Origin of the sequence: Streptomyces sp. NBC_01235 (assembly GCF_035989285.1) — a bacterium.
Classification (GTDB): domain Bacteria; phylum Actinomycetota; class Actinomycetes; order Streptomycetales; family Streptomycetaceae; genus Streptomyces.
Window position 1 is genome coordinate 1,678,361 of the sequence record NZ_CP108513.1, and the last position, 24,546, is coordinate 1,702,906.

Consider the following 24,546-nt stretch of genomic DNA (forward strand, 5'->3'; position numbering starts at 1 on the left):
GTCGTTGGTGCCATCCCGATGCCCGAACCCCCTTCTCCACGATCCCGGACACGCTACCGTGGAAGGACGGATGAGGGGGCCGCGCGTGTACAACGACGTCCGCTTAGTGGTCGAGAACTTCGAGTACTCCGGTGACGTCGGCGCACTGCTGGCCGCCGCCCTCCCACCGCCGTCGCAGTGCCCGCGGCACCTGCTGCCACACCTCGCGCAGGCGCACTGGCACCGGTACCGCGCGCAGAGCGGGTTCGACGGCTTGATCGAGCGGGAGTTCTGGGCGTCCATCGTGGGCGAGGACGCTGATCCCGCGGTCGCCGCCGTCACCGCCGCGGAGCAGTACCGGGAGCTGGTGGAGGCACTAGCGGATTTCCATGAACACCAGGACCCCGGGTCGCTCGTCGACTTCGCGAATGCCTACACCGCGTTGATGAACGCGGTGGACGACGAGCGGATGAAGGCCGCGCTCACCGTCGACCAGTGCGCCTTGCTGCTCATGCTCGACGAGTACGACGGCACGAACGACTACGCCGAGAAGGTCCTCAACGCGCTGGACTGGGTGCTGGCCCGCACGCCCCACGCCGACCCGCAACGCGCCCGCCGGCTGGTCGATCGCGCCCGCGCTCGGGCGAACGCGGGCAGGCGGCGAGGTCAGGTGCTCGCCGACTACCGGGCCGCCGCCCAGCTGGCACTGCGCGAACGCCCGGTGTGGCGCGACATCGTGGTCGAGCTCGCGCAGTACGAGTCGGACCTCTACGCGAACGGCGCCGCGCCGATCTATCTGGCAGGCGCGTTCGTCACCTGCCGCGACCTCGCCGACGCGCTGGAGCGGGATTTCGGCAACACGGTGACCCTGTCCGCGCTCGCCCAGCTCGAACATGAGGTCAGCAGCCGCATCGGGCCGGACGTGGCGCGGTTCCTGCGGACCTGCCACCGCAAGCCCCGCGTTCTGCAGGCGCAGCGCGACAAGGTCAAAGCCCTGCTGAGGCAAAACATCGGGCCCGGCGTACTGGTGGAACGGCGAGACCAGGTGTGGTTGCTCGCCATCGGGCTGCCGCTCGACCACGAGGGCAGGCTGGACGCGCTGCTGGACCTCTATCACCGGCACAACGACCTCTGGGAGCTCGGCGGGGACACCGCGGCGATCGGGCTCGCCTACGACACGGTCTCCGAAGCGATGCTCACCACCTCACCCGACGACGCACGCAGAGCCGAGCTGTTGGAGGCGCTCGCCCACGCCGCGAAAACCATGTCCGTCCAGACCGGCTCCCCCGATGACGCGACTGTCGCGGTCGCCGCGGCCCGCTACCTGCTGGAAATGCCTGCCCGCGACGAAAGTCAGCAAGCACTGCGGCTCGCCATCCTGGCGTCCACGCTGGTCGAACAGTTCGAACTCGGCGCCAACCCGGCGGCCGGCCAGGAGGCCATCACCGTCGCGGAGGAGGCCATCGCTCTGACCGCACCCGGCGACGAGAACCTCCCGTTTCGCTGGTCGACATTGTCCACTGCGGCGCGGAAGGTGGCCGAGTCCGGAGACCCCAGCCTGTTCGCCCAGGCCGTCGAGGCGGGCGCCCAGGCGGTGGCCTCCATCCCGGTGGACGACGTGCGCCGTATCGGGATGCTCTACAACTACGCCGCCGCCGTGCAGTCCCAGGCGGTCACCACCGGCGTGACGGACGCCGAGCCGTTCCGCGAGGCCGAACGCGCCTACCGCGCCGCGCTCGCACTTCTGGCTCCCGACCACCCCGACAACCCGCGCATCGAAAGTACGATCGCCGACCTGCTCTACCACCGGTACGTCCAGTGCGGCGACCTCGACGCACTGGACGACTCGCTCGGCATCGCCGAGAAAGCCGTTCGTGAGACGCCGCGGGACCACCACTGGTGGCCGTTGCGAGCGTTCGCACTCGCGCGCTCGGCCCGTGCGCTTGCGACGTTCGGCGGGCCGCGCGCCGACGAGCTGCGCCAACAGGCGATCACCCACTACCGGGCGGTCAGCGCGCACCCGGCCGCCACCGCGCAGCATCGGATGTTGTGCGAGCGGGGGCAGGCCGCGATGCTCGCCGAGGCGGACCCGGCGACGGTGCTGAACGCGCAGGAACGCGTGATCGCCGCCATTCCCGCGACGGTCAGTCGGGCGCTGCCGCGAACCCAGCGGCTGCGGGCCGTGCGGCAGATGGACGGGCTCGCCGACCAGGTGGTGGATGCCGGGGTGCGGTCGGGCGAGCTGGACCGGGCGCTGGAACTGCTCGAGCAGTGCCGGGCCGTGCTGTTCGGTGATGCGTGGGGAATTCGCCGCGGCTGGGCGAAGCTGCTCGAGATCCGGCCGGAGCTCGCCGAGGAGCTCAGCCAGGTGGAGAAGGATCTCGCCAACGCCGACTCCTATTCCGACGTGACGTTCAACATCGAGGTGGAGTACGACGGCCGGACCTCCACCAGGGACTGGGATCCGCGACCGCAGGCCGTGGAACGGATCAGGCGGCTCGCCGCGCGACGGGACAGGCTGCTCCAGACCGCGCGGGCGGTGCGAGGGTTTGAGAACCTGCTGATGCCGCCGAACCTTGAGATGCTGCGCGAGCGCCTGATCGGGCACACCGCGGTGATCGTCAGCGCGGCGGGCACCGCGGTCGTCGTTCCCGGCGACTACTTGCAGCCCGTCGAGGCCGTGCCGCTGCGGCAGATGACCGAGCTCACGGCCCGCGCCCAGGTCAGGAAGTTGCGGGCGGCGCTCGCTGACGTGAAGTCCCCTGCGTGCCCGTTCGACCGGCGTGTGCAGGCCCAGCTGGACGTGCACGCGGTGCTGGAGTGGTTGTGGGACACCACGGCCGGGCCGGTATTGGACAAGGTCGCGGACTCGCGGCTGTGGTGGTGCCCGATCGGTGTCGCGGCAGGGCTGCCGCTGCACGCAGCAGGCAGGCACCGCGATGGTGCCGGGCAAACCGTGTTCGACCGCGTTGTCTCTTCGTACACGCCGTCGCTCACCGCGCTTGCCGACACCGTCACCATGCCCCCGCCGCGCCACGCCCGACCCACCGCGCTCGCCGTCGGCGTGGGCGAGCGTAAAGGCGTGCCCAAGCTGCTGAGCGCCCGCGACGAGGCCGAGGCGGTGGCCGCGCTGTTGCCCGGCTCCACTGTGCTCATCGACTCCGCCGCCTCTGCGGACGCCATCAAGGAAGGTCTGCAAAGCCATGCGATCGCCCACTTCGCCTGCCACGGCCGTGCGGTCAGCTCCGCCGGGCACCCCGACCTCGGCGGGCTGATGCTCAGCGATGGGATGTTCGTGCCGTCCTTCGTGCGAGACTTGCGCACCACGCAAGCGCAGCTCGCGTTCCTGTCTGCGTGCGACACCGCCAGTCCCGACCCGGCGCTGTTGGACGAGCCGCTGAGCCTGGCATCGGCGTTCCACCTCGCCGGCTTCCGCGGCGTCATCGGCACGCAGTGGCACACCGCAGACAGCACCGAGACCGCCGTGGCGGTGTACGCGGCGCTCACCGCGCACGGCACCCGGCCCGCCGACACCGCTCAGGCGGCCGCCACGCTCACCGAGACGTCGCGCCGCATGAGGGACGCTTACCCGGCCGTGCCGACGCGGTGGGCCGCGCACGTGCACGTCGGCAACTGAGCTGCCGGGCTACCGGTGGAACGCCTCGATCGCCTCGGCGACCCGCGGCACAGGATTCTGTGAGCCGTCCAGGCTGATGCGGACGCGGAGGGCCGCATCGACTGGTCCATGGTGAGCGCGGACTCCACCGAGCGCCGTTCCCTGCCCGATTTCGGGCAGGAATGTAGACGTTCCATGGGTCTCGACCTAGGGTGATCGCTCATGATCACCTTAGATGCTATCGGGACTTTCACCCTGATAGTGGGACTTCTCGCGCTCACTCCCGGCCCGGACACCGCACTCATCCTGCGCACCGCGGCACTCGGGCACCGCCGTCGTGCCTGGGGCGTGGTCCTCGGCATCCAGCGCGGCACGCCGGCTTGGGGCACGCTCGCCTCCCTCGGCGCGACCGCGCCGCTGACCACGTCTCACGTCGCATACCGGACTCTTCGTTGGGTCGCAGCCGCGTACCTGGTGTGGATGGGCGGCAGGCTGTTGTGGGCCACTTGGAGCCACTCATCGAGCGAGAGCCCGCAGACGGCGGGGCCGAGACCAAGGCCAGGACAGGCGCCGGCGACACCCTGCTCGGCGGCTGGCGGCAAGGGATCGTGGCCAATCTCCTCAATCCGAGGATGGGCGCCTTCTGTGTTGCGGTTGTCCCGCACCTCATCACCGCTGGCGCCTCGCACCCCGGTGCGGGCGTGCTCCTGGCCGACGTGCATATCCCCCTGGCTGTCACCTGGGCTTGCGCGCTGATCGCCTTCGCACGCGCTCCGAGAGACCGACCGCATCGGTCCTCGGCCCGCCGCTACCTCGACCGCATCACCGGCATGGTCATTGGCGCTTTCGGCATCCGGCTCGCGCTCGGACAGTGAGGCGCCAGTCGACGCAGCCGCAAGGCCGCAGACAGCCGCCGAACGCGCGATCCGCGCATCATCCAAATCGAAAGGACATCTGTATGCGCTCGCTCCCCACCAGCACCGAGGCCGTGGTCTTCGACTGCGACGGCCTGCTGGTCGACACCGAAGCCTGCTGGACCGTTGCGGAATCGGCCATCTTCGCGGCACACGGTCATCTCTTCGGTCCCGAACAGAAGGCGCTGGTCATCGGCCGCACCGTGGAGGCCGCTGGAGAGGCCATGGCCCAGTACTTCGGGCGCCCCCGCACCGGTGCCGAACTCGCCGCCGAACTCCTCGAAAGAGTCCGCACGGAGCTTTCCCGAGGCGCCGCAGCCCTCCCCGGGGCGGCGGAACTGGTGCGCGCCTGCCGAGCGGCCGTACCCATCGCCGTAGCCAGCAACAGTCCCCGGGAACTGCTGGACGCGGCACTGCGTTCGGCCGGTCTCGCCGACTACTTCACCTACTCGTTCGCCGCCGACGAAGTGCGCTCCCCCAAGCCCGCACCAGAGCTCTACCTCACGGCATGCGAGGCGCTCGGCACGACTCCCAAACGCTCCGTCGCCTTCGAGGACTCGGCCACGGGCGTCGCCTCGGCGCGTGCTGCCGGGCTCCACGTCGCAGTGGTGCCGTCACTTCCCGGAGCCGACCTGGACCACGACTGGCTGGGGACCAGCCTGGCCGAACCCGAATTGCTGGACTGGGCCGGAGAACTGCGAGACAGCACGCTCCGCTGATCCACTCATCTTCGCGCACCCGGGCAGGCCGCCTCGGCAGGTTGACGAACCCGCCCACGCCGCGCCGTTCCGGCGGGCCGACGCCAGGGGCACGCCCCACTCACACGACCCGTCGGACACCGCTTTGCACCCCTGAGCGTCAGCCCCGTCGGGAAACCAGGTGTGGGGGGCCAGACACCCGGGACCGCGGCCGAGGCGCGGCGGCCTGAACCAACCGACTATCCGAACAGCCGCCGTTGAATTGCACGACGGTAGTCCTCAAGTGTCTTGTCCAGGTGCACGGCGGTCGCCTGGGCGGCGGCTTCGGGCCGACCGTCCCGAATGGCCTCGTAGATGGCCGCATGCTCCTCGACCGCGGCCTCGGCGTGGTCACTCAGCACGTCATGGATACCGATCGCGCTGGACTGTCGCTGCAACCGGCGTGCGTCACGTACGGCCTCGACGAGGAAGGTGTTGTGCGAGGCCGCCGCGACCCCGGCGTGGAAGTCGTCGTCCGCCTGGTTGAACACCTCCACCTGCCCGTGGACGAAGCCGTGGCGGCACGTCTCCACGGCGACTTCGATGGCCCGCAGTTCGGCGGGCGTGGCCCGGGTCGCCGCCAGGCTGCCGGCGGCCATCTCCTGGACCCGGCGGAACTCGAACAGCGAGAAGATGTGATCGAGATCGGTGGGCCGGAAGAAGCCTCCCCAACGGCTCGCGGTCAACATACCCTCGTCGTCCGCGACGAAGAGGCCTCGCCCTTTGTGCGCCCGTACTCGTCCGAGCGCGGAAAGGATCTTCACGGCTTCGCGGACCACGGCCCTGCCGGTGCCCAGTCGGCCGGCCAAATCGGTCTCGGTGGGCAGTCGGTCACCAGGGGTCAGGCGTGACTCGGCGATGAACTCGAGGATCTGTTCCGCGACACGTTCGTAGCCGGGGCGGTACTCGCCGTTCCTCTCCGCCCCTGCAGTCATCGCCCCCTCTGTGTCACTCATCTACCGGCCTCCATTGCTGATGTGGCTGAAGCACACCTGATCCGCTTCGCAGTCACTCGACATGTTACAGACCTCCGCCCCATGGATGAGCCGTACTCATTTCAGGAAGACATCCAGGGAATCTCATCGTCCATCCCTGCCCAGGTACTCATTAATCTGGCATAACACCGGAAAACCACCATCAAGGCTACGCGACTCTGGAAAATTGCGCCTGCACATCCCCTTGATCAGGCTCACGATAGGGCGCCTGATTTCTTCCGCAAGTCGACGTCCCCTCGTCCGCCGATCTCCGCCGCTCTACTCAGGGCGCCACGACGTAGTGGAGTTACTCATGGCCACAAGGAAGCCGTTCACCGATCGCGGGAGGCCGTTGCCCAGGAGGCGGTCGGCGCGGCTGGCAGTCCGTGTGGCGACCGGCATCCTGACCGCCGTATCAGCCTGTGGCGGCAGCGGAACCGGCACGACCACGAAAGACGGTTTCGCCCAAGCACCGCAGAAGGACGGCGCGTTCACGGTGTGGGTGGACTCGACCCGGCTGGCCGCCGCGAAGCTGTACCAGAAGCAGCAATGAACCAGCTGTGCGACTCGGCAGCCACCTACCACCTCTCCAACGACCCTGGCACGGTGATCAACAACAACTACATCCACGACATGGTCCGCACGCCCACCGCGTGTTCCTCGGCCGTGGCCGGCGTCCATCTCGACGAGGTTTCGAGCAACATGTCGGTCGCCGACAACGTCCTGACGCGCGCGGACAACTTCATCAACCGGAACGCCAACGGCCCCAACGTCACCCTCTCCAACAACACGACCACCAGCACCGCGGTGCTGCAGGCCTCCGGCCTGCAGCCGGCCTACCAGGGCCTGCTGGCGAAGACGAATCTCACCTACGGCAGGACGGCCACCGCCTCTTCCGTCTACGCGACGCAGTGGGTCGCGGGCAAGGCCAACGACAACGATCCGGCGAGTGGCTGGTCGCCCGCCGGGACCGACACCTCGGCGTGGTGGCAGGTCGACCTCGGCAGCCCATCCGCGCTGAGCCAGTTCTCGCTGACCACCCGACAGGACATCGACCAGCCCGAAACCCGCGCCGACTTCGAGGTACGCGGCTCCAACGACCCGTCCTTCGCCGACTACACGGTCCTCGGGCGCCAGGGCGCCTCGGTCCTCCCGTACACCACGACGCTGACCGGCAAGATCGACGCACGGCAGAAGTTCCGCTACGTACGGGTCGCCAAGACCGACGGCGGCTACTTCTGCATCGGCGACTTCAGCGTCCAGCAGGCCGGCGTCTCGCTGAAGGACCCGGCCACCACGTCCTTCAACCCCTCGACGTACTACACCATCAAGAACGTCAACAGCGGACTGCTGGCCGACGTCCACCAGGCTGCGACCACGGACAACGCCAACGTGACCCAGTGGCAGACCAACTCGGGCACCAACCAGCAGTGGAACATCGTGCGGGTCAGCGGCCACCTCTACAAGATCGTCAACCGCAACAGCGGCAAGGTCCTGGAACTCCGCAACGGCTCCCACACCAAGGGCGCGGCGCTCGACCAGTGGACCTACAACGGCGGCAACAACCAGCTCTGGTACTTCGAGTCGTCCGGCAGCGGATACGTCATCCGCAACTTCGTGACCGGGCCGGCTTCCCCGCGGTCCGAGGCGGGCGCGCTCTTCCGCAGACCCGTGCCCTCGACGTCCAGGTCGGGCAGCAGTCGGTCCAGCCAGGCCGACAACCGCCAGGCGTGCCGTTCAGCAAGTACGAGGACTGCGGGGACCTGGGTGATCGCTGCCGGGAGGGCGCTGAGCGTGGCGCCGCACGTCTTGGCGGCCGATACCGCCGGGCAGGGCGACGGCCTCTGTCGTGAGGGCCGCGGCGGCCAGGAACTGTCTGCGGTCGAGCGGCGGGCCGGACGAGCGCATGACGCCGGCTCCATTGTCTGTCGAGGCGAGAACACACTGGGGTGTGGAGAGCGGCCGAGGGCCAGGGGGCCGCGCCGCAGTGACACGGCCCCCCTCGCCGGAACGCCGTCACATGGCGATGAGCTGCCAGTCCTGGTTCGAACCGTCGGTGGCGGGCCACTGGATGACCTTGACACCGTCCAAGGTGGAGGCGTCCTTGACGTCGGCGCACCATCCGTTGCGAACGTTGACCAGCCGGTAGTAGCCGGTGGTCTGGGAGGGGACCAGCTTCCACCACTGGTTGTCGCCGTCGTCGTCGGTCGACTGGTCGAGGGGCGCGCCCTTGGTGGAATTGTCCGGGCTCTCCAGGACCTTGCCACTGCGGACGTTGACCAGCCGGTAGGAGCCGTCGGCGTTCGGCAGCAGTTTCCACTGCTGGTTCGTGCCGCCGGTCCAGGGCCACTGGATGATGGAGGCGCCGTCGGCGGGCGAGGCGTCGCTGACGTCCAACACCTTGCCGCTCTTGCGGTTCACCAGCCGGTAGGCGCCCAGATCCGCGGTGAAGGGCCGGTCGTAGACCTCCAGGCTGCGGATGGACGCCCATACTGTGGCAGGGAGCCCGGTGACCGTCACCCTTACGTAGCGGGCCTGCGCGCGGAAGGCGGAGACCTGCACCTGGCTGGTGCTGGTGGTGGCGGTGCGGTCGGCGAGGGTGGTCCAGGTGCTGTTGTCGGTGGAGCCCTCGATCCGGTAGCGGTAGTTCGTTGCGTCCAGCTCCCAGGCGATACGGGTGCCGGTGAGGGACTTGGTGGTGCCCAGGTCCACCTTCAGCCAGTGTCCGGTGTTGCCGTTGCTCGCGCACCAGCGAGTCGCGGTGGATCCGTCCACGGCCTTCGCCGCGACGTTGCCCTTGGAGGTCTCCTCGCTGCCGGCGGTGGCCGTCCTGCGGGCGGCGATGTCGGCGGGCTGCACCGAGCGGTCCAACGTCACGCCGACGACGCTGTCCTCGGGGATGCGGGTGCGGTTGATGCCGGTGATCGTCACCTCGCCGTTCGCGTTGACGGTGTACGGCAGGTCGGCGCCCGACGCGACGTCGAAGACGCGGGTCACCTTCGCGTCCGCGATCGAGGGTGTGGTGAAGCTGGTGCCGCTGTAGCCCGGCAGCAGGTGGACGTAGAAGGTGCTGCCCTTGTACGTGTAGCCGTACTTGCCGTCGAGGGGCTGCCAGGGCCCGCCCTGCGTGCCGTAGACGGCCTCGCCGCACGTGGTCATGAAGGAACCGATCCTGCGCACGAGGTCGGCCTGGGCGGTGGGGACCACACCGGTACGGTCCGGTCCGACGTTGACCAGGCAGGTCATGTTCCGCACCCAGGCGTTGACCAGGATGTTCATGGCCGTGCCGAAGCCCATCACGCTCGTGCCGGCCTTGTAGCCCCAGGCACCGCCGATGGTGAAGCACTTCTCCGCGACGCGTCCGGTGCGGATCGCGCCGGAGGGTACGGAGGGGCCCTCCTCACTGGTGAAGTCGCCGATCCAGCCCGAACGCAGGGTGGTGACGATGTCTGGCTGGTGCTTGCGCACCAGCCCGGTCAGGCCCAGCGGCCGGCCCGTTGCGGGGTCGGTCTCGCTGTAGGCCGCGTCCACCGGCCACTCGTTCGCCGGGTCGCGGAACTGGCCGGGCTCCCAGAAGAAGGCAGCGGACGCGTCGGAGCCCTGCTGGCCGAGCCAGCCGCCGTCCCACCACAGGTCGTCGATCTTGCCGTACTGGGTGACCAGTTCCTTGACCTGCTGGTACACCTCGTTCTTCATGATCCGCGCGTTCTCCTTGTGCGCGGGATCGGTGGTGTAACCCCAGGCGTTGGGCAGGCAGTTGGTTCCACGGACGTCGTAGTAGCCCGGGTAGCGCCAGCTCAGCGGGGAAAAGTACAGGCCCACCTTGAGGCCCGCGTCGCGTACGGCGGTGACGTACTGGCTGATGAAGTCCCGCTGGAGCGGGGCCTGTCCGGAGTGCCAGGCGTTGGGGTGGGTGGACGGCCAAAGGGCGAAGCCGTCGTGGTGGCGGGCCGTGAGCACCGTGTACTTGGCGCCCATGTCCTTGGCCAACTGGGCCCAGTCGGCCGGGTTGTAGGCGTCGGCGGTGAACTGCTCGCCAGTGGCGTCGGTGACGTACTTGCGGTAGTTCTCCGGGGTGATGGCGGCGTTCTCCATGTACCACTCGCCCTTGGCCGGGCCGGAGTAGGGACCCCAGTGGATGAACAGGCCGAGCTTGGCGTCCGGCAGCCACTGGATCTTGTCGTCGGGCTGCTGTTCGACGCCCATGTCGAGCTTGGGGATCCGCAGTGGGGGGAGCGGGAGCGGCTGGGGGGAGGCGGCGTGAGCGGGGATCGCCAGTGTGGGGGTGATGGCTGCGGCGGCCGTCATGGCCGCCATGCCGACAAGCACTCTTCGGCGAGTGATCGGCTGTGACAAGGTCTTCTCCTGACTGTCCGCAAGACAGCACACGGGTGCTGCGGCTCAGCGTCGGGGCCGAACAGATCGGATGGGTCGTCACAGGACGGCGAGACACAGGGGAGCCGCACGAAGGCGTGTGGCTTCACCGAGGTGACATCCGATGTATTAATCAGCAACAACCACGCTGTGTCTAGGGGGCCGTCGAAAACTCACGCAAGTCGGAGGACGTCGGATCGACCAGGGGGCGTGAACGCCAAAAACATCGGATGTCTGATCGGCATCAGGGCGTTGACGAAGCCTCACTTCCCCTCTACCGTCCTCAAACGGAGTCGCACACAACCAAACAAATCACAAGCCTCATTGAGGTGAACCCAGATGCTCCGACGCGCCCTCACCTGTGTGTTGGCCGCCTTCCTGAGCGTGACCGCGCTTCTTGTCACCGGCTCCCCCGCCCAGGCGGCCACGGTCACCATCACCAACGCCACCCAGTTCACCGACACCACCGGCGCCGTCGTCCACGCCCATGGCGGCGGGGTGATCAAAGTCGGCTCGTACTACTACTGGTTCGGCGAGAACCGCAACGCCGACAACACCTTCAGAGCCGTCTCCGCCTACCGTTCATCGGACCTGAAGACCTGGGAGTTCAGACACGACGTCCTCACCCAGGCCGGCGACCCGGAGCTGGCGGGAGCCAACATCGAGCGGCCCAAGGTCATCTACAACTCCACCACCGGCAAGTTCGTGATGTGGATGCACAAGGAGAACGGCACCGACTACACCCAGGCCCGCGCGGCCGTCGCCGTCTCCGCCACGGTCGACGGCGACTACACCTGGAAGGGCAGCTTCCGGCCCCCGACCGGCACCACGTCCCGCGACATGGCCCTGTTCAAGGACGACGACGGCACCGGCTACCAGATCACCTCCGCCGCCGGCAACGCCGACCTGCAGATCTGGAGACTCACCGCCGACTACACGGCCTACGAGAGTCTGACCGCAAACCCCTGGGCCGGTACCTTCCGTGAGGCTCCGGCGCTGTTCAAACGCGACGGCGTCTACTTCATGCTGACCTCCGGCAACAGCGGCTGGAAGCCCAACCAGCAGAAGTTCGCCACCGCCGGCAGCATCGCCGGCCCGTGGACGGCCATGACCGACATCGGTGACGACACCGGCTACGGTTCCCAGACCACGTTCGTGCTGCCCGTGCAGGGAAGCTCGGGCACCTCCTATCTCTACCTGGGCGACCGCTGGGGCAACTCCACGGGCGGCACGGTCAACGACTCGCAGTACGTCTGGCTTGAGCTGACCTTCCCGACCCGGACCACCGTGAACCTGCCGTGGTACCCGCAGATCGCCGTCGACACCGAGGCCGGCACGGTCACCGGCGTGGGCGGCGGCCCGTACTACAACCTGGTGGCCCGGCACAGCGGCAAGTGCCTCGACGTCTCCGACAACTCCGCCGCCGACGGCGCGGTCGCTCTCCAGTACACCTGCATCGGCGGCCTCAACCAGCAGTGGCGGCTCAAGGACGCCGGCAACGGGTACGTCCAGATCCTCGCCCAGCACAGCGGCAAGTGCCTGGACGTCGCGAACGGCTCCCCCGCCGACGGCGCCTTCGTGAACCAGTACCGCTGCACCACCGGCACCAATCAGCAGTGGCAGTTCCAGGACCAGGGGGGCGGCTACTACCGGCTCGTCGCCCGGCACAGCGGCAAGTGCCTCGACGTGGCGGACGCTTCCACCGTCAACGGCGCACGCCTCATCCAGTGGCCTTGCGGCACCGGCGCCAACCAGAGGTTCCAGCGGCGCGCGGCGTGACGACCTTCCGGGTGCGGACGACAAGGTCCGAACCCGGACGAGAACAAGCAGGTGATCACGGCAAACGGACGGGACGAGCCGCGACATGGCGCGAGGCCCGCCACACGGACACGGTCGGCACGGCCGTGGTCGGTGCGCGACGCCGCCCGCCATGCAACTCGACAGCCCCTCGGTCCATCGGTGTCGCGGCCATGTCCTCATTGGCCGCCCGGACCATGTCCCCGGCCGGCCACGCAGCGGCGAGGAAGGCGTGGCTGGCGGTCACGACGGTGACGTGGTGGTCGTCGGCCCGGCCAAAGCGGCCCGGGGAGGTCAAGTCCCAGGCCGGGCCGGACGTTCGACGGCCTTGCCCGGGGACCGCTCGCGCAAGGCGGTGAAGCGGGGGCGCAACCTCCTTGAGCCGTGCCCCCTGGCGCTGGGTCCGGCATCTGCAGAACCCGGTCACCCTCTTCACTCGACCCTGTCGGACTGAACACCTCCTATGTATAGGGTCACTTAGCCCTGGGCTCGAACGCGCCCGTCGGCTGCGATCTCGGAGTTGATCTGGCGAGTTCTGTCGAGACCCTGGACACACCACTGACTGATGCCCGTTAATACATCCGATGTTATCCGCCGAACGCACGCTGTATGTAAGGCCCGTCATGACACCGCGCGCTGTCCTGCGAACTGCCCGGTCGACGACGGCGCGGCCTGTCGGTTCACCTGGCGGACCGGCCTGCACGTCGCTTGGTTCGACGCCGATCGCGCCTCCCAGGGCAGCCCGGCCCGCCTGCCGCCCGGCACACCTCGCCACCCAGGCCGCTCGACTGTCCCCACCACGTCGTCCGCGCAAGCAATGCCATCGATCCACAGGAGTGGGCCATGTCCTCATCAAGAATGTCTCGCCGTACGTTTTTCGGTGCTGCGGGGGCGGCGACCGCCGCGACCGCGCTGCCGCTCGTCCCCGGCTTCTCCGGCCTTGTGTCGCAGGCAGCCGCCGCGGACACACAGACCAACCTGAGCAAGATGGTCGACATGCGGTTCGGCATGTTCAACCACTTCAGCCTGGGCACGTTCACCAACCAGGAGTGGGCAGAACCCAACCAGAGCCCCACCCTCTTCGCTCCCCCGAGTGTCAACTGCGCGCAGTGGGCCGACGCGGCGGCCGCCGCGAAGATGGGTTACGGCATCCTGACCACCAAGCACCATGACGGCTTCGCCCTGTGGCCGAGCGCCCATGGCACCCAGAACGTCGCGAACAGCTCCTACAAGCACGACGTCGTCCAGGCGTACTGCGACGCCTTCCGCGCGAAGGGCCTGAAGGTCGGGTTGTACTTCTCGATCTGGGACCGCACCTTCGGCGTCGAGGCATGGGAGACACGGCACCAGGTGAGCGGACTCGAAATCACCGATGCCATCCAGCCCGGCGACATGACGTTCATACTCGGTCAGATCACCGAATTGCTCACCAACTACGGCACCATCGACATGTTCATGACCGACGGTTACGCCTGGCAGATGGGGCAGCAGGCCGTCTCCTACCAGAGCATCCGCTCGCTGGTGAAGGAGCTGCAGCCGGACTGCGTCATGCTCGACATCGGCTCACTGTCGGAGCCCTTCCTCAGCGACGCTGTCTTCTTCGAGGAGCCGCTGGGCGTCACGGCGCCGGCGGGCAACACCTACGCCGGTATGCAGGGACAGACCATCAGCAACGGCTGGTTCTGGCACCCCTCCACCCCGACCGAGAGCCTCATGAGCAAGGATGCGATCCTCTCGCACCTGGCCGACCTGGAACCGAAGTACACCTCGTTCATCCTCAACTGCCCACCCAACCGCAACGGCCTGCTGGACACCAACGTCGTCAACCGCCTCGCCGAGGTCGGCGCGGCATGGAGCCCCAACACCTCCAGGCCGCCGCTGCCCACCCAGCTGCTGCGCGCCGAGCACCCCGTCACACCGGTCAACGCGTACGCCACCGGCTTCCACACCGGCGAGGGCCCGTTCAACGCCATCGACGGACTCAGCGACAACCGCTACGAGACCTGCTGGTCGACATGGAGCCTGTCGCTGCCCCAGTCCATCACCATCGACCTGGGCGGCGTCTGGAGCAACGTCTCCACCCTGGAGTACCTCCCCAAGCAGTGGAACCGCAACAACTCCACCGACGGCGACATCACCTCCTACACCATCCTGACCAGCACCGACGGCATCACCTTCACCCAGGTCGCCACCGGCGCCTGGGCCGGCGACAAGAAGACCAAGCTGGTCGAGTGGCCCAACCGGAACGTGGGCTTCGTACGGATCCAGGTCAACTCGGCCACCGGCGGCTACGCCAACATCAGCGGTGTCAGGATCGGCGGCCGGTCGGTCAAGCCCGCGCTGGTGTCCACCACACTGCCCGGCGACGGCACCGTCTACCGGCTGGTCGCCCGCCACAGTGGCAAGGTCGCCGACGTGGAGGCCGGGCGCACCACCGACGGCACCAACGTCCTGCAGTGGCCCTGGCTCGACAAGCCGAACCAGAAGTGGACCTTCACCAAGACCGGCGACGGCTACTACAAGATCAAGGGTGTGGCCAGCGGCAAGCTCCTGGAGGTCGCGGGACTCTCCCGCGCGGACGGCGGCAACGTCGGCATCTGGGGAGACGCCGGCGCCCCCCAGCAGCACTGGGCCGTCACACCCACCGGTGACGGGCACTACTTGCTCATCAACCGCTACAGCGGGCTCTCCCTCTCCGTCGACGAGGGCAGCACCATCAACGGAGCCAACATCGAGCAGCAGCCGTACGCGTCGCGGACCGAGCAACAGTGGCAGATCATCTCCTCCTGACCCCGCCCTCCGCCCCTTTCCTCCCCGGCCTTCTGCGAGGAGCGGCGGTGACGGTCCGCTGCGGGCGTGAGGTGCCTGGGCACCCCGCGCCCGTCTGATTCCACGATTCCTCCGAGCACGGCGGCCGCACCTGGGCATGTTCCTCGGTGCCATCGACTGGGGGCATCGACTGCAGCGTGGTCACCGTCAACGTCCGGCCGTACTTCATCGGGCTCCACCCAAGACCCCCAGTCTCATTGAGGCACCCGTGGAAAGACAGGGAATGCACATGTCCACTGTTCTCGCACGGCTGTCGGCGACACTGGTCGCCGCCTGCCTGCTGTTCACCGCCCAAGTCGTGACCGCACCCGAGCGGGCCGCCGCCGCCGATCCCGGCTACCTGATGACGCACTTCATCGGGGACGGGGCGACCGGTCAGCAGATCTACTTCTCGCACAGCACGGACGGCCTGAACTGGTCCGACCTCAACGGCGGCGGGATGACCCTGCGCTCCACGGTGGGCACGCGTGGGGTGCGTGACCCCTCACTGGTCCGCTCTCCCGACGGGAGCCGGTACTGGATCATCGCGACCGACCTGTGCATCGGCTGCGGCCAGTCGTGGGGCGACTCCATGTCCAACGGCAGCCGCAATCTCGTGGTGTGGGAGTCGACGGACCTGGTCACCTGGTCGCAGCCGTGGCTGCTCGACGTCGCCGGCGCCATCCCCGACGGACGCAACGCCTGGGCACCGGAGGCGATCTGGAACCCGGCCACCGACGACTACGTCCTGTACTGGGCCACGAACGCCACCCTCAACGGCGTGCTCAAGCACCGCATTTACTACGCCCGCACCTCCGACTTCCGCACCATCACCACCCCGCAGCTCTACATCGACCGCCCCGGCACCCAGAACATCATCGACACCCAGATCGTCGAGGTCCCCTCCGGTGTCGGCGACTACCGCTACGTACGGGCCTCCGGCGACGGCCAGATCACCCTCGAAGGCAGCAACTCGATCCTCGGCACCTGGACCAACCTCGGCAACCTCTCCGGCATCGGCCTCACCGGCTCCCAGGTCGAAGGCCCGATGTGGATGAAGTTCCGCGATCGCAACGAGTGGACCCTGTACCTCGACCAGTACGCCTCCGGACGCGGTTACATGCCGGTCGCGACGACCGACCCGTCCAGCCCCGGCACCTACCGGCTTCCGGCGTCGGGAAGTTACCACTTGGGCGGCACCACCAAGCGCCACGGCTCGATCCTGAACCTGACGGCCGCCGAGGACAGCCGCGTACAGGCTCGCTGGCCCAGCACGGCGATCAACCGGCTGCAGTCGTTCAACTTCCAGGACCGGTACGTCCGGCACACCAACTTCGACGTGCGCATCGACCAGAACATCAGCGGACCGGACGCGCAGTTCCGGCTGCGGCCCGGCCTGGCGGGCACCGGCACCGTCTCCTTCGAGTCGGTCAACTTCCCCGGGTACTTCATGAGGCACGCCGGATTCGACTTCCAGCTCGCCCACAACGACGGCACCACCCAGTTCGCCGCAGACGCCACCTTCCGCCGGGTCGCCGGGCTCGCCGACCCGGGGTGGTCCTCCTTCCAGTCGTACAACTACCCGGACCGGTACATCCGCCATTACGCGTACCAACTGCGGCTCGACCCGATCACCACCACGACGGGCCGCAGCGACGCCACCTTCCGGGTGACGAGCTGACGGGTGCGGTGGACTCACCACCGCACCGTGGGTGGTCAGCCGTTCCAGACGTCCTCGGCGACGATTGCGTTGGTCGAAACAGTCAATACGAGGACCCTAGGGAGACCCCAAGTCGTCCGGCAGCGCCCGGGACATGCCCCCTCCCGGCACTCATTGCCTCTTCCCTCGAGGCACAGGACATGGGGCACGCCCGGACCGGCTGTTGGGGCGCACTCGCCCGTGGAGCGCTGGATCCGCCGGGATCCGTCCCTCGGCCCTGCCGAACGGGACCGACCCCGGCGGTCACGCACCGCGTCAGCAGGTCACGACAGCGGCGGGTACGCGTTCCGGATCAACTCCTGGAACTGGGCGGAGAACCAGCGTCCGGCCAGCGGCGAGTTCGGCAGTGCGCCCGTGGGGTTGTTGCCGTTGCGGGGGTTGCCGCCGTACGTCGGGTCGCACATTCGATCGAAGCCCTTGCCCTCGTCGTTGGGGATGGCGGCGCTGTTGCCGTCCGACTCCCCCGGCGGCTTGACCCACACATAGGCGTCGATGCCGGCGGCGGGAGCCGCGGTCGGCCGCTCGCCGATGCCTGCGCCGCCCTGGTTGCACCAGTTGCCGGCGTGGATGCGCCGGTCGATGCGGCTGCCGTCGACGTAGCCGTCCACGGAGGTCGGCGATCCGGGACCGGTGGGCCGGGCGGAGCCGCCCCAGCCGTTGCGTGAGGTGTCGATCAGCATGCCGAGTCCCGAGTCGAATCCGGCCGCGACGAGCTTGTCCCGCAGCGCCTGGGCGAAGGACTGCTCGTCCACGTACTGGTTCCAGTCCACCCACTTCGACTGACGTACGGTCTGACCGTTCACCGTGTCGGTGACCTTGAGGTACGGCTCCTTGGTGGGGCTGTAGTTGGCGGTGTTGACGATGAAGCCGGCCACGTCGTTCACGCTTGCGCCGTTCGTCGTCGCAACCTTGTGGAACTGCTGTACCGCGGGGCCGAGGTTGCTGTCCCAGCCGAGCCAGCCGTGGTGGGCGGCGTCGATGTAGTTGTAGACGTTGGGGATGGCACCCAGCTTGTCCAGGGCGTAGCTGACACCCTTCTCGTAGTTGCCGTTGCTCTTCATGGTCACGCAGGCGTCGGTGGAGGTGTTGGTGCCGCCCGCGTTGGTGACCAGGTTGGGCAGTGAGTCGGGCTCGATGACCGTGGCGATCCGCAGGCCCGCGTACTTGGAGTCGGACAGGATCGACGTGATGGGGTCGATGTACTGGGACTTGTACTTGTCGAGGTCGTTGGGCCCCAGCTCACCGTTGGAGGCGAGGGCGGCGCAGTCGCGGCCGGGCAGGTCGTAGATGACGAGCTGGACGACCAGCTCACCCGTGCCCTTCTGCTTCAAGGCCTCGTCGAGGTGGGCGCGCAGGCCCATGCCGCCGCCCACGCCGTTGATGGCGGCGATGCGGTCGAGCCAGACGGAGGTGGGCTGGTTGGCGATACGGCTGCCGCCCGGTTCGGCGGCGGCCTTGGCGGACCACTCGGGGTTCACGTACACCTTGGCGCCGGTGTAGGGGTTGTCAGCCCGGCTGCCGGTGTCGCCGCCGCCTCCGCCACCACCGGTACCACCGCCCGTACCGCCGCCAGTCCCGCCACCGGTACCACCGCCGTTGTCGACGTTGCAGGTGACGCCGTCGAGCGTGAACGTGGCGGGCACGCTGTTGGTGCCGCTGTAGGAGCCGTTGAAGCCGAAGCTGACCGAGCCGCCGCTCGCGAGGTTGCCGTTGTAGCTCTCGTTGGCGACGGTGACGTCGGCACCGCTCTGGCTGATCTTCCCGTTCCAGCCGTTGGTGACCTTCTGGTTGCCTGCATACGACCACTTCACCGACCAACCCGACTTGGCGGCCGTGTTGTTGGTGATGGTCACGGCGGCGGTGAAGCCGGTGTCCCACTGGCTCTGCACCTTGTAGTCGACGGTGCAGGGGATGGACGAGGTGGCAGCGCCGGCCTGGCCGACGAGGAGCGCCGTCCCCGTCGTCCCTGCGACCAGCGCCAGGGCGGCGAGCAGCGATGTCCTGGTGTAACTCATGAGTGAGGGCTTCCTTCTCTCGATGGGGCCTTACGGATGGAGGGCGCGCGAATGGTCGCGCTGCCCGACGCTCTACGCGGTGGCTGTGCCGTCGCAGGCCGACTTCGGGGACGGACCGCGGGAGCAGTCCCGCGCGTTCAAGGTCCGGCCCGGACAGGACGGTTCGTGGTCGTCGAACCACGTCACGCCCCCGTCGAAGGGAGGCGACCCCTTCGTCGTGGCGGCGCCGCGCACGGCATCGCCGCAATCCCGCCTACCGGCGCCCCCGTACGAGGTCCTGTGGAAGGTGCCGCCGTCAGGACGGCGCTTCAAGGCCGCCGTCGTGCTGGAGGTCGCCCGGTCCGGGTGGTGCTCCTCGAGCAGGTGCACACGGACGCCTGGTGGTGTTCGAAGGCACCGACCGTCGACGCCCAGTTGGACGGAGCGTGGTCCAAGCCCGGCATCGGCTTCTGGCAGCCGGCCCGCACGTCCGAGCAGCCGGCCGCTTTGCCCGTGTACTGACCACGGGGCCCATACGGTCCGAGCGGGGACTTCCTGCCGGGCGCCTCGATGCGGGCCACCAAGACCTCGACGGTGTCGATGGGCGCTACCACGGGGTTCGCATCCACGGTGCCCGTCGTCCCGTCGAGCTTGGACGTCGTCGGTGCGGGATTGCTCCTCGGCGTCACGGTCGTCGATCGGTTCAAAGACCTGGGAGCCGCTGGGCCGCTGGTTGATGACGGTGTGTCCCACCGTGTACTCGGCCGTGGCTCCCCGGGCCGAGAACACCGGCAGGACCGCGCTCGGGACGAGCGCGACCGGACCGTCGCCGACTAAAAGTACTGAATGCGGGGGGTGTCGCATGAGCGAGTCCTTACAGCTTGGCGCGCCGCTACGGACGCGTCGAGTGATGGAACCGCTCCCACTGGTGAGGAGGAAGTTAGCGCCAACTGGCGAGGTTTCATAGGGTCCTTGCGAAACTTTCGCTCCCATCAGCCCGGTTCGAACTTTGAACACCTCGACGTCTTGACCGCACCCGCCTTCGTCTCCACGATGGGAGCGCTCCCACTGGATTCAGGCCTTGGCATCTCTCCGTGAGTCGCGTGACGCAAGGAGGAACCGCACCCGTCGAGTCCCGGCGCCAACAGCGGACTTCACGTCAGCGTCGCCGACTGCACCAACGACGTCGGCGTGGCGGCCACGTACGCCAAGACGCTCACGTACTACGGCGCCAAGTCCGGTGACGCGAAGGCGAAGTCGACGGCGAAGGCGCTGCTGGACGGCATGCGGAGCAACTACCAGGACGGCCTCGGTATCGCTGTTCCCGAGACCCGCAGCGACTACAGCCGGTTCAGTGACGGCGTCCACGTGCCGAGCGGCTGGAGCGGCAAGACGCCGAACGGCGAGACCATCGACTCGTCCTCGACGTTCTCCTCGATCCGGTCCTTCTACAAGAACGACCCGGCCTGGTCGAAGATCGAGGCCTACCTCAAGGGCGGCGCCGCGCCCGTCTTCACCCACCACCGGTTCTGGGCCCAGGCGGACATCGCCCTGGCCATGGGCTCGTACGCGGAACTCCTCGAGTAGCCCCCGCCGGCGCTCCGCGTACACGACCCCGTATCCAGGCGACGGGGTCACCCGGCCGGGCGGCCCCACCCGCACCAGGGGCCGCCCAATCCTCGCGCGCGATTCCCGCACGACCCAGTTCACGCGCGAGCACGGATACGCCTCGGCGCGTAGTGCCCGACGCCCGTCCTGAGCCCTCTTCCGACGCGCCCGGGCCGCCCGTTGAACGGGACGGTATTCCCCTACGCAAACGCAGGTCACCAGAGTCTTGGACAGCGAGTTCCGCTCTCGACCACCAGCGATGGGCACCCATACCCCCTACTCGGAACGGGAGCGCTCCCAACCCTTGGGTGCAGGGCGACCGCCTGTGACCATGCCACTGGCGAAGTCATGTGCCCGATCCCCTCCGGCCGGTAAGATCGGTGATCTCTTGGGGGAGGTGGCATGGGCAGACGACGCCCGGGGACACCGACGCTGGAGGAGGTGGCCGCCCACGCGCGGGTGGGGCGGGGCACGGTCTCCCGCGTCATCAACAACGCGGCGGGCGTGAAGGAGTCGACGCGTCGGGCCGTACAACGGGCCATCGACGAACTGGGGTACGTGCCCAATCTCGCCGCCCGTTCCCTGGCCGGGCGGCGGGCCGACGCCGTCGCCCTGGTCATGACGGAGCCGGACTGGCGGCAGTTCGCCGAGCCCTTTTTCTCCGAGATCGTCCGCTCGCTCGGAGACGCGCTGACAGACACCGGGATCCAACTGCTGCTGACCCTGGTCCGCTCGGACGCCGAGCGGCAGCGCTTCCTCGAGTACGCGCGCGGCGGCCGGGTCGACGGCGTCCTGCTGATGTCCGTGCACGCCGGTGATCCGCTGCCGGACATGCTCGCCGAGGCCCGGTTGCCGACCGTGCTGCTGGGGCGCCGCTCGGGGGAGGAGTACGTCAGCTACGTCGACGCGGACAACATCGGCGGCGCCCGCAGCGCCGTCTCCCACCTTCTTCAACGGGGCCGCAGAGTGATAGCGACCATCACCGGGCCGCTCGACCTGTACGCCGCCCAGTGCCGGCTGCGCGGTTACGAAGAGGCCCTGGCGGTGGCAGGCCTGGAGGGCGAGCAGACCCGTGTCGCCGAAAGCGACTTCACGGCGGAGAGCGGACGCCGCGCCATGGCCGAGCTCATCGAACGGCATCCGGATATCGACGGCGTCCTCGCCGCGTCGGACACCACAGCCGCGGGGGCTCTGGAGGCCCTGCGCGCGGCCGGACGCCGTGTGCCCGAGGATGTCGCCGTCGTCGGCTTCGACGACTTTTCGCTGGCACAGCGGACCGAACCACCGCTGACCACGGTGCGGCAGCCGATCGAGGAGATCGGGCGGGCCATGATCCGACTGCTCCTGGAGGAGATGGAGGAAGGCGCCGTGGCCTGGCGTCACGTCATCCTCCGCACCGAGCTGGTCGTGCGCGAGTCGACCTGACCTTCGTCGGCAAACGCCTCCGGGGAGCGCTCCCGGAGCCGGCGCGCTCCGTCTCGGCCCTCGTGGCTGACCTGCGCCTTCGAAATCGGTTCGACAGCTTCGTGCCGGCAGTCTTGTCAGGGACCTGAAGCATCCCTACAGTCCCTGCCGAACCCAGGATTGGGAGCGCTCCCATTCACGAAGTCATTGGGAGCACTCCCGTTACCCCCCATCCCTCGGAAGAGGATCCGCATGCGTCCTTCACCGCACCATGCCCCCAGCGCGCGTGGACTGCTCGGCGCGCTGCTCACCTCGCTCGTCTCGCTCGCCGCGCTTCTGACCACGGCGTCAGCGGCGCAGGCCGACACCACGATCTGCCAGCCCTTCGGTTCAACGACCATCCAGGGCCGCTACGTGGTTCAGAACAACCGCTGGGGCACCAACGCCACCCAGTGCATCGCCGTCACCGACTCGGGGTTCAGGATCACCCAGGCTGACGGATCCGTCCCCACGAACGGCGCTCCGAAGTCGTACCCGTCCGTCTACAACGGCTGCCACTACACCAACTGCTCGCCCGGCACCAAGCTTCCCGTTCAGCTCGGCACCATCTCCACCGCACCCTCCAGCATCTCGTACAGCTATGTGAACGACGCGACCTACGACGCCGCGTATGACATCTGGCTCGACCCCACGCCCCGCACCGACGGCGTGAACCGGACCGAGATCATGATCTGGTTCAACAAGGTCGGATCCATCCAGCCCATCGGTTCCCCGGTCGGCACCGCCACCGTGGGCGGGCGTGAGTGGCAGGTGTGGTCCGGCAACAACGGCTCGAACGACGTGTTGTCGTTCGTCGCACCGTCGGCGATCACCAGCTGGACCTTCGACGTCATGGACTTCGCCCGGCAGGCCGTCTCCCGGGGACTCGCGCAGAACAACTGGTACCTGACGAGTGTTCAGGCAGGGTTCGAGCCCTGGCAGAACGGCGCGGGCCTTGCCGTGAACTCGTTCTCCTCCACCGTCAACACGGGCTCCTCCGGTGACCCGGGCGGCCCCGGAGGCTCCACGGCCTGCAAGGTGGCATACGCGACGAACGTCTGGCAGGGCGGCTTCACCGCCGACGTCACCATCACCAACACCGGCTCCTCCCCCGTCAGCGGCTGGAAGCTCGCGTTCACCCTCCCCTCCGGGCAGCGGATCACCAATGCCTGGAACGCGAACCTGTCCGGGTCGTCAGGAGCTGTCACAGCGAGCAACGTGGCCCACAACGGAGAGGTCCCGGCCGGCGGCCAGGTGGCCTTCGGGTTCCAGGGCACCTCCGGCGGCACCTTCGCCAAGCCCTCCGACTTCAGCCTGAACGGCACTGCCTGCACCACCGTGTGACACCCGCTCACCCTCCGGGGCCCGCCTGATTCCTCCACACCGACCGGCGGGTCACCGAGGGCCGTACAGCGTCCCCGGCTCCACAGTGTTTCGCCCCCTCCGGCAAAGCCGACGCCGTGCTCGGATCGGCCTCCGCGCCCGCTCCGGCCCCGGTCAGCGGCTGGTTCGGAGGGGGCTCACTGTCGGCGGCGGGGTCAGTGCCGAGCGAACTGGACCCCCGTCGGCTGCACGGCTTCCGGCCGCAAAGCGATCCCGTTGACGGTCAGCCGTTCTCCGTAGATGTCGGTGAGCCTGATCGCACCGCCGCACCCGCTGCCGTCGGGCGAGAGGAAGTAGTTGTAGTCGGTGCGGGCCAGTTGCCGCCAGCCGCCGCCGGTGCGGACCTCCAGACGAGCGAGCGGGTTGCGGTGGCCGATCGCCTGAATGCCGCACCAGTAGGGGCTGGATCCGTTCTTGTAGCGGATCGAGATCGTGCCCGACGTGTCGGGGCTCAACAGGCTCCAGGTGATCGCGATCCGGCCGGTCGAGATGGGGGCCAGTTCGGCGAAGGCCTGTTCGCTGAGGTCGAGTTGCCCCGGTGCACAGGGCAGAGGGCATTCGTTGGTGATCCGGACCGTGACGGAGGCACCGTTCGCCGTTCGGGCGAGTACGTATGCCCCGCAGGCCTTGGACGTCTCGTAGTCGGTGGTGTTCATCGCCGCGATCATCATGTCGCCGCTCGGGCCGTACGAGCAGGCGCCGTCCCCGACCCCGGCCTTGTAGACGGTGGCGACTCCCGGGTAGGTGCTCCTGGGGCGGATCCGTCCGGCCAAGGACGACGTGGCAGGAGCCTTCCGCGGGGAGGCCGATGACGGCGCCGCCGACGGGGTCGCGGAAGCCTTCGGGGTCGTGGCGCCGGCCGACGGGGACGCGGAGACGGCGGACGGGGAAGGTGTGGAGGACTTCTTCCCCGGCGACGTCGGCGGGGGAGTCTCCTGGGAGTTGGCGACGGCCGTGGCCGAGGCCCGCCCGGCATCCTCCTCGCGGTCGGACTGCATCGTCATGACCAGGCAGACGAGAAGACCTGTGACGACCAGCCCCGCGGTGGTGCCCACCATCAGCCGGCGTCTGCGTCTGCGCTGCCGCGCGGCCTGGCGTGTCTCTTGCATGTTCATCCGTTCGGAAGAGCGTGTCGGTGTTGCACTACTCAGTGGCCACAGGTGGCGCAAAGGTTGCCGCCGGTTTTTCGGTCGGGTCCG

At 68.4% G+C, this 24,546-nt stretch carries 15 protein-coding genes and 3 pseudogenes; 13 read left to right on the plus strand and 5 right to left on the minus strand.

Annotation, left to right across the window (positions count from 1 at the left end):
• Positions 1–85 precede the first annotated feature (85 nt).
• The 4 genes and pseudogenes from OG289_RS06985 (at position 86) to OG289_RS07000 (ending at position 5,228) form a co-directional block, all read left to right on the plus strand.
• On the plus strand, positions 86–3,616 hold the full coding sequence (locus tag OG289_RS06985; protein ID WP_327313122.1) for a CHAT domain-containing protein: 3,531 nt from the start codon (positions 86–88) through the stop codon (positions 3,614–3,616).
• Between the two features lie 201 nt (positions 3,617–3,817).
• A pseudogene (locus OG289_RS06990) lies at positions 3,818–4,078 on the plus strand (LysE family translocator); the annotation flags it as partial.
• A gap of 23 nt (positions 4,079–4,101) precedes the next feature.
• Complete coding sequence (locus OG289_RS06995) at positions 4,102–4,470, plus strand: LysE family translocator (protein WP_327313123.1); 369 nt, start codon at positions 4,102–4,104, stop codon at positions 4,468–4,470.
• Positions 4,471–4,553: 83 nt separating this feature from the next.
• A complete protein-coding gene (locus OG289_RS07000) occupies positions 4,554–5,228 on the plus strand; it encodes an HAD family hydrolase (RefSeq protein WP_327313124.1) in 675 nt (224 codons plus the stop codon).
• Between the two features lie 218 nt (positions 5,229–5,446).
• On the opposite strand, the gene OG289_RS07005 is transcribed toward OG289_RS07000, so the two are convergent.
• Positions 5,447–6,202, minus strand: a complete 756-nt coding sequence (locus OG289_RS07005) for a FadR/GntR family transcriptional regulator (protein ID WP_327313125.1) — start codon at positions 6,200–6,202, stop codon at positions 5,447–5,449.
• 406 nt (positions 6,203–6,608) lie between these two features.
• Here OG289_RS07005 and OG289_RS07010 point away from each other — a divergent pair, with 406 nt between their 5' ends.
• Together OG289_RS07010 and OG289_RS07015 are read left to right on the plus strand one after the other, a co-directional pair.
• Complete coding sequence (locus tag OG289_RS07010; RefSeq protein ID WP_327313126.1) at positions 6,609–6,773, plus strand: hypothetical protein; 165 nt, start codon at positions 6,609–6,611, stop codon at positions 6,771–6,773.
• A 149-nt stretch (positions 6,774–6,922) separates the two neighbouring features.
• Positions 6,923–7,783: pseudogene (locus tag OG289_RS07015) on the plus strand (RICIN domain-containing protein); the annotation flags it as partial.
• Here the strand turns inward: OG289_RS07015 and OG289_RS07020 are convergent.
• Together OG289_RS07020 and OG289_RS07025 are read right to left on the minus strand one after the other, a co-directional pair.
• Positions 7,768–7,941 (minus strand): hypothetical protein, encoded by a 174-nt coding sequence (locus OG289_RS07020; protein WP_327313127.1) that lies wholly within the window; start codon positions 7,939–7,941, stop codon positions 7,768–7,770. The pseudogene OG289_RS07015 and the gene OG289_RS07020 overlap by 16 nt on opposite strands.
• Positions 7,942–8,236: 295 nt before the next feature.
• Entirely contained in the window at positions 8,237–10,537 is a 2,301-nt protein-coding gene (locus tag OG289_RS07025) for an alpha-L-fucosidase (RefSeq protein ID WP_327313128.1), read from the minus strand.
• A 396-nt stretch (positions 10,538–10,933) separates the two neighbouring features.
• On the opposite strand from OG289_RS07025, the gene OG289_RS07030 reads away from it, so the two are divergent.
• The 3 genes from OG289_RS07030 to OG289_RS07040 all read left to right on the plus strand — a co-directional run bounded on the left by OG289_RS07030 (position 10,934) and on the right by OG289_RS07040 (position 16,880).
• On the plus strand, positions 10,934–12,373 hold the full coding sequence (locus tag OG289_RS07030) for an RICIN domain-containing protein (protein ID WP_327313129.1): 1,440 nt from the start codon (positions 10,934–10,936) through the stop codon (positions 12,371–12,373).
• A gap of 861 nt (positions 12,374–13,234) precedes the next feature.
• Positions 13,235–15,181 (plus strand): RICIN domain-containing protein, encoded by a 1,947-nt coding sequence (locus OG289_RS07035; protein WP_327313130.1) that lies wholly within the window; start codon positions 13,235–13,237, stop codon positions 15,179–15,181.
• Between the two features lie 268 nt (positions 15,182–15,449).
• Positions 15,450–16,880, plus strand: a complete 1,431-nt coding sequence (locus OG289_RS07040; RefSeq protein ID WP_327313131.1) for a glycoside hydrolase family 43 protein — start codon at positions 15,450–15,452, stop codon at positions 16,878–16,880.
• Positions 16,881–17,182: 302 nt separating this feature from the next.
• Here the strand turns inward: OG289_RS07040 and OG289_RS07045 are convergent, their stop codons facing one another.
• Positions 17,183–18,934: a glycoside hydrolase family 6 protein gene (locus tag OG289_RS07045; protein WP_327313132.1), complete on the minus strand. Its 1,752-nt coding sequence runs from the start codon at positions 18,932–18,934 to the stop codon at positions 17,183–17,185.
• Positions 18,935–19,282: 348 nt separating this feature from the next.
• On the opposite strand from OG289_RS07045, the gene OG289_RS07050 reads away from it, so the two are divergent.
• From OG289_RS07050 to OG289_RS07065, 4 genes and pseudogenes are all read left to right on the plus strand, one after another.
• On the plus strand, positions 19,283–19,435 hold the full coding sequence (locus tag OG289_RS07050; protein WP_327313133.1) for a hypothetical protein: 153 nt from the start codon (positions 19,283–19,285) through the stop codon (positions 19,433–19,435).
• Positions 19,436–20,041: 606 nt separating this feature from the next.
• Positions 20,042–20,500: pseudogene (locus OG289_RS07055) on the plus strand (glycoside hydrolase family 48 protein); the annotation flags it as partial.
• A 423-nt stretch (positions 20,501–20,923) separates the two neighbouring features.
• Positions 20,924–21,946 carry a LacI family DNA-binding transcriptional regulator gene (locus tag OG289_RS07060; protein ID WP_327313134.1) on the plus strand — a complete coding sequence of 341 codons (1,023 nt, stop codon included), beginning with the start codon at positions 20,924–20,926 and terminating at the stop codon, positions 21,944–21,946.
• Between the two features lie 231 nt (positions 21,947–22,177).
• Entirely contained in the window at positions 22,178–23,308 is a 1,131-nt protein-coding gene (locus OG289_RS07065; protein WP_327313135.1) for a GH12 family glycosyl hydrolase domain-containing protein, read from the plus strand.
• Between the two features lie 194 nt (positions 23,309–23,502).
• Here OG289_RS07065 and OG289_RS07070 read toward each other — a convergent pair whose 3' ends face one another.
• Positions 23,503–24,456, minus strand: coding sequence for an expansin EXLX1 family cellulose-binding protein (locus tag OG289_RS07070; protein ID WP_327313136.1), 954 nt, complete (start codon positions 24,454–24,456; stop codon positions 23,503–23,505).
• Between the last annotated feature and the right edge of the window lie 90 nt (positions 24,457–24,546).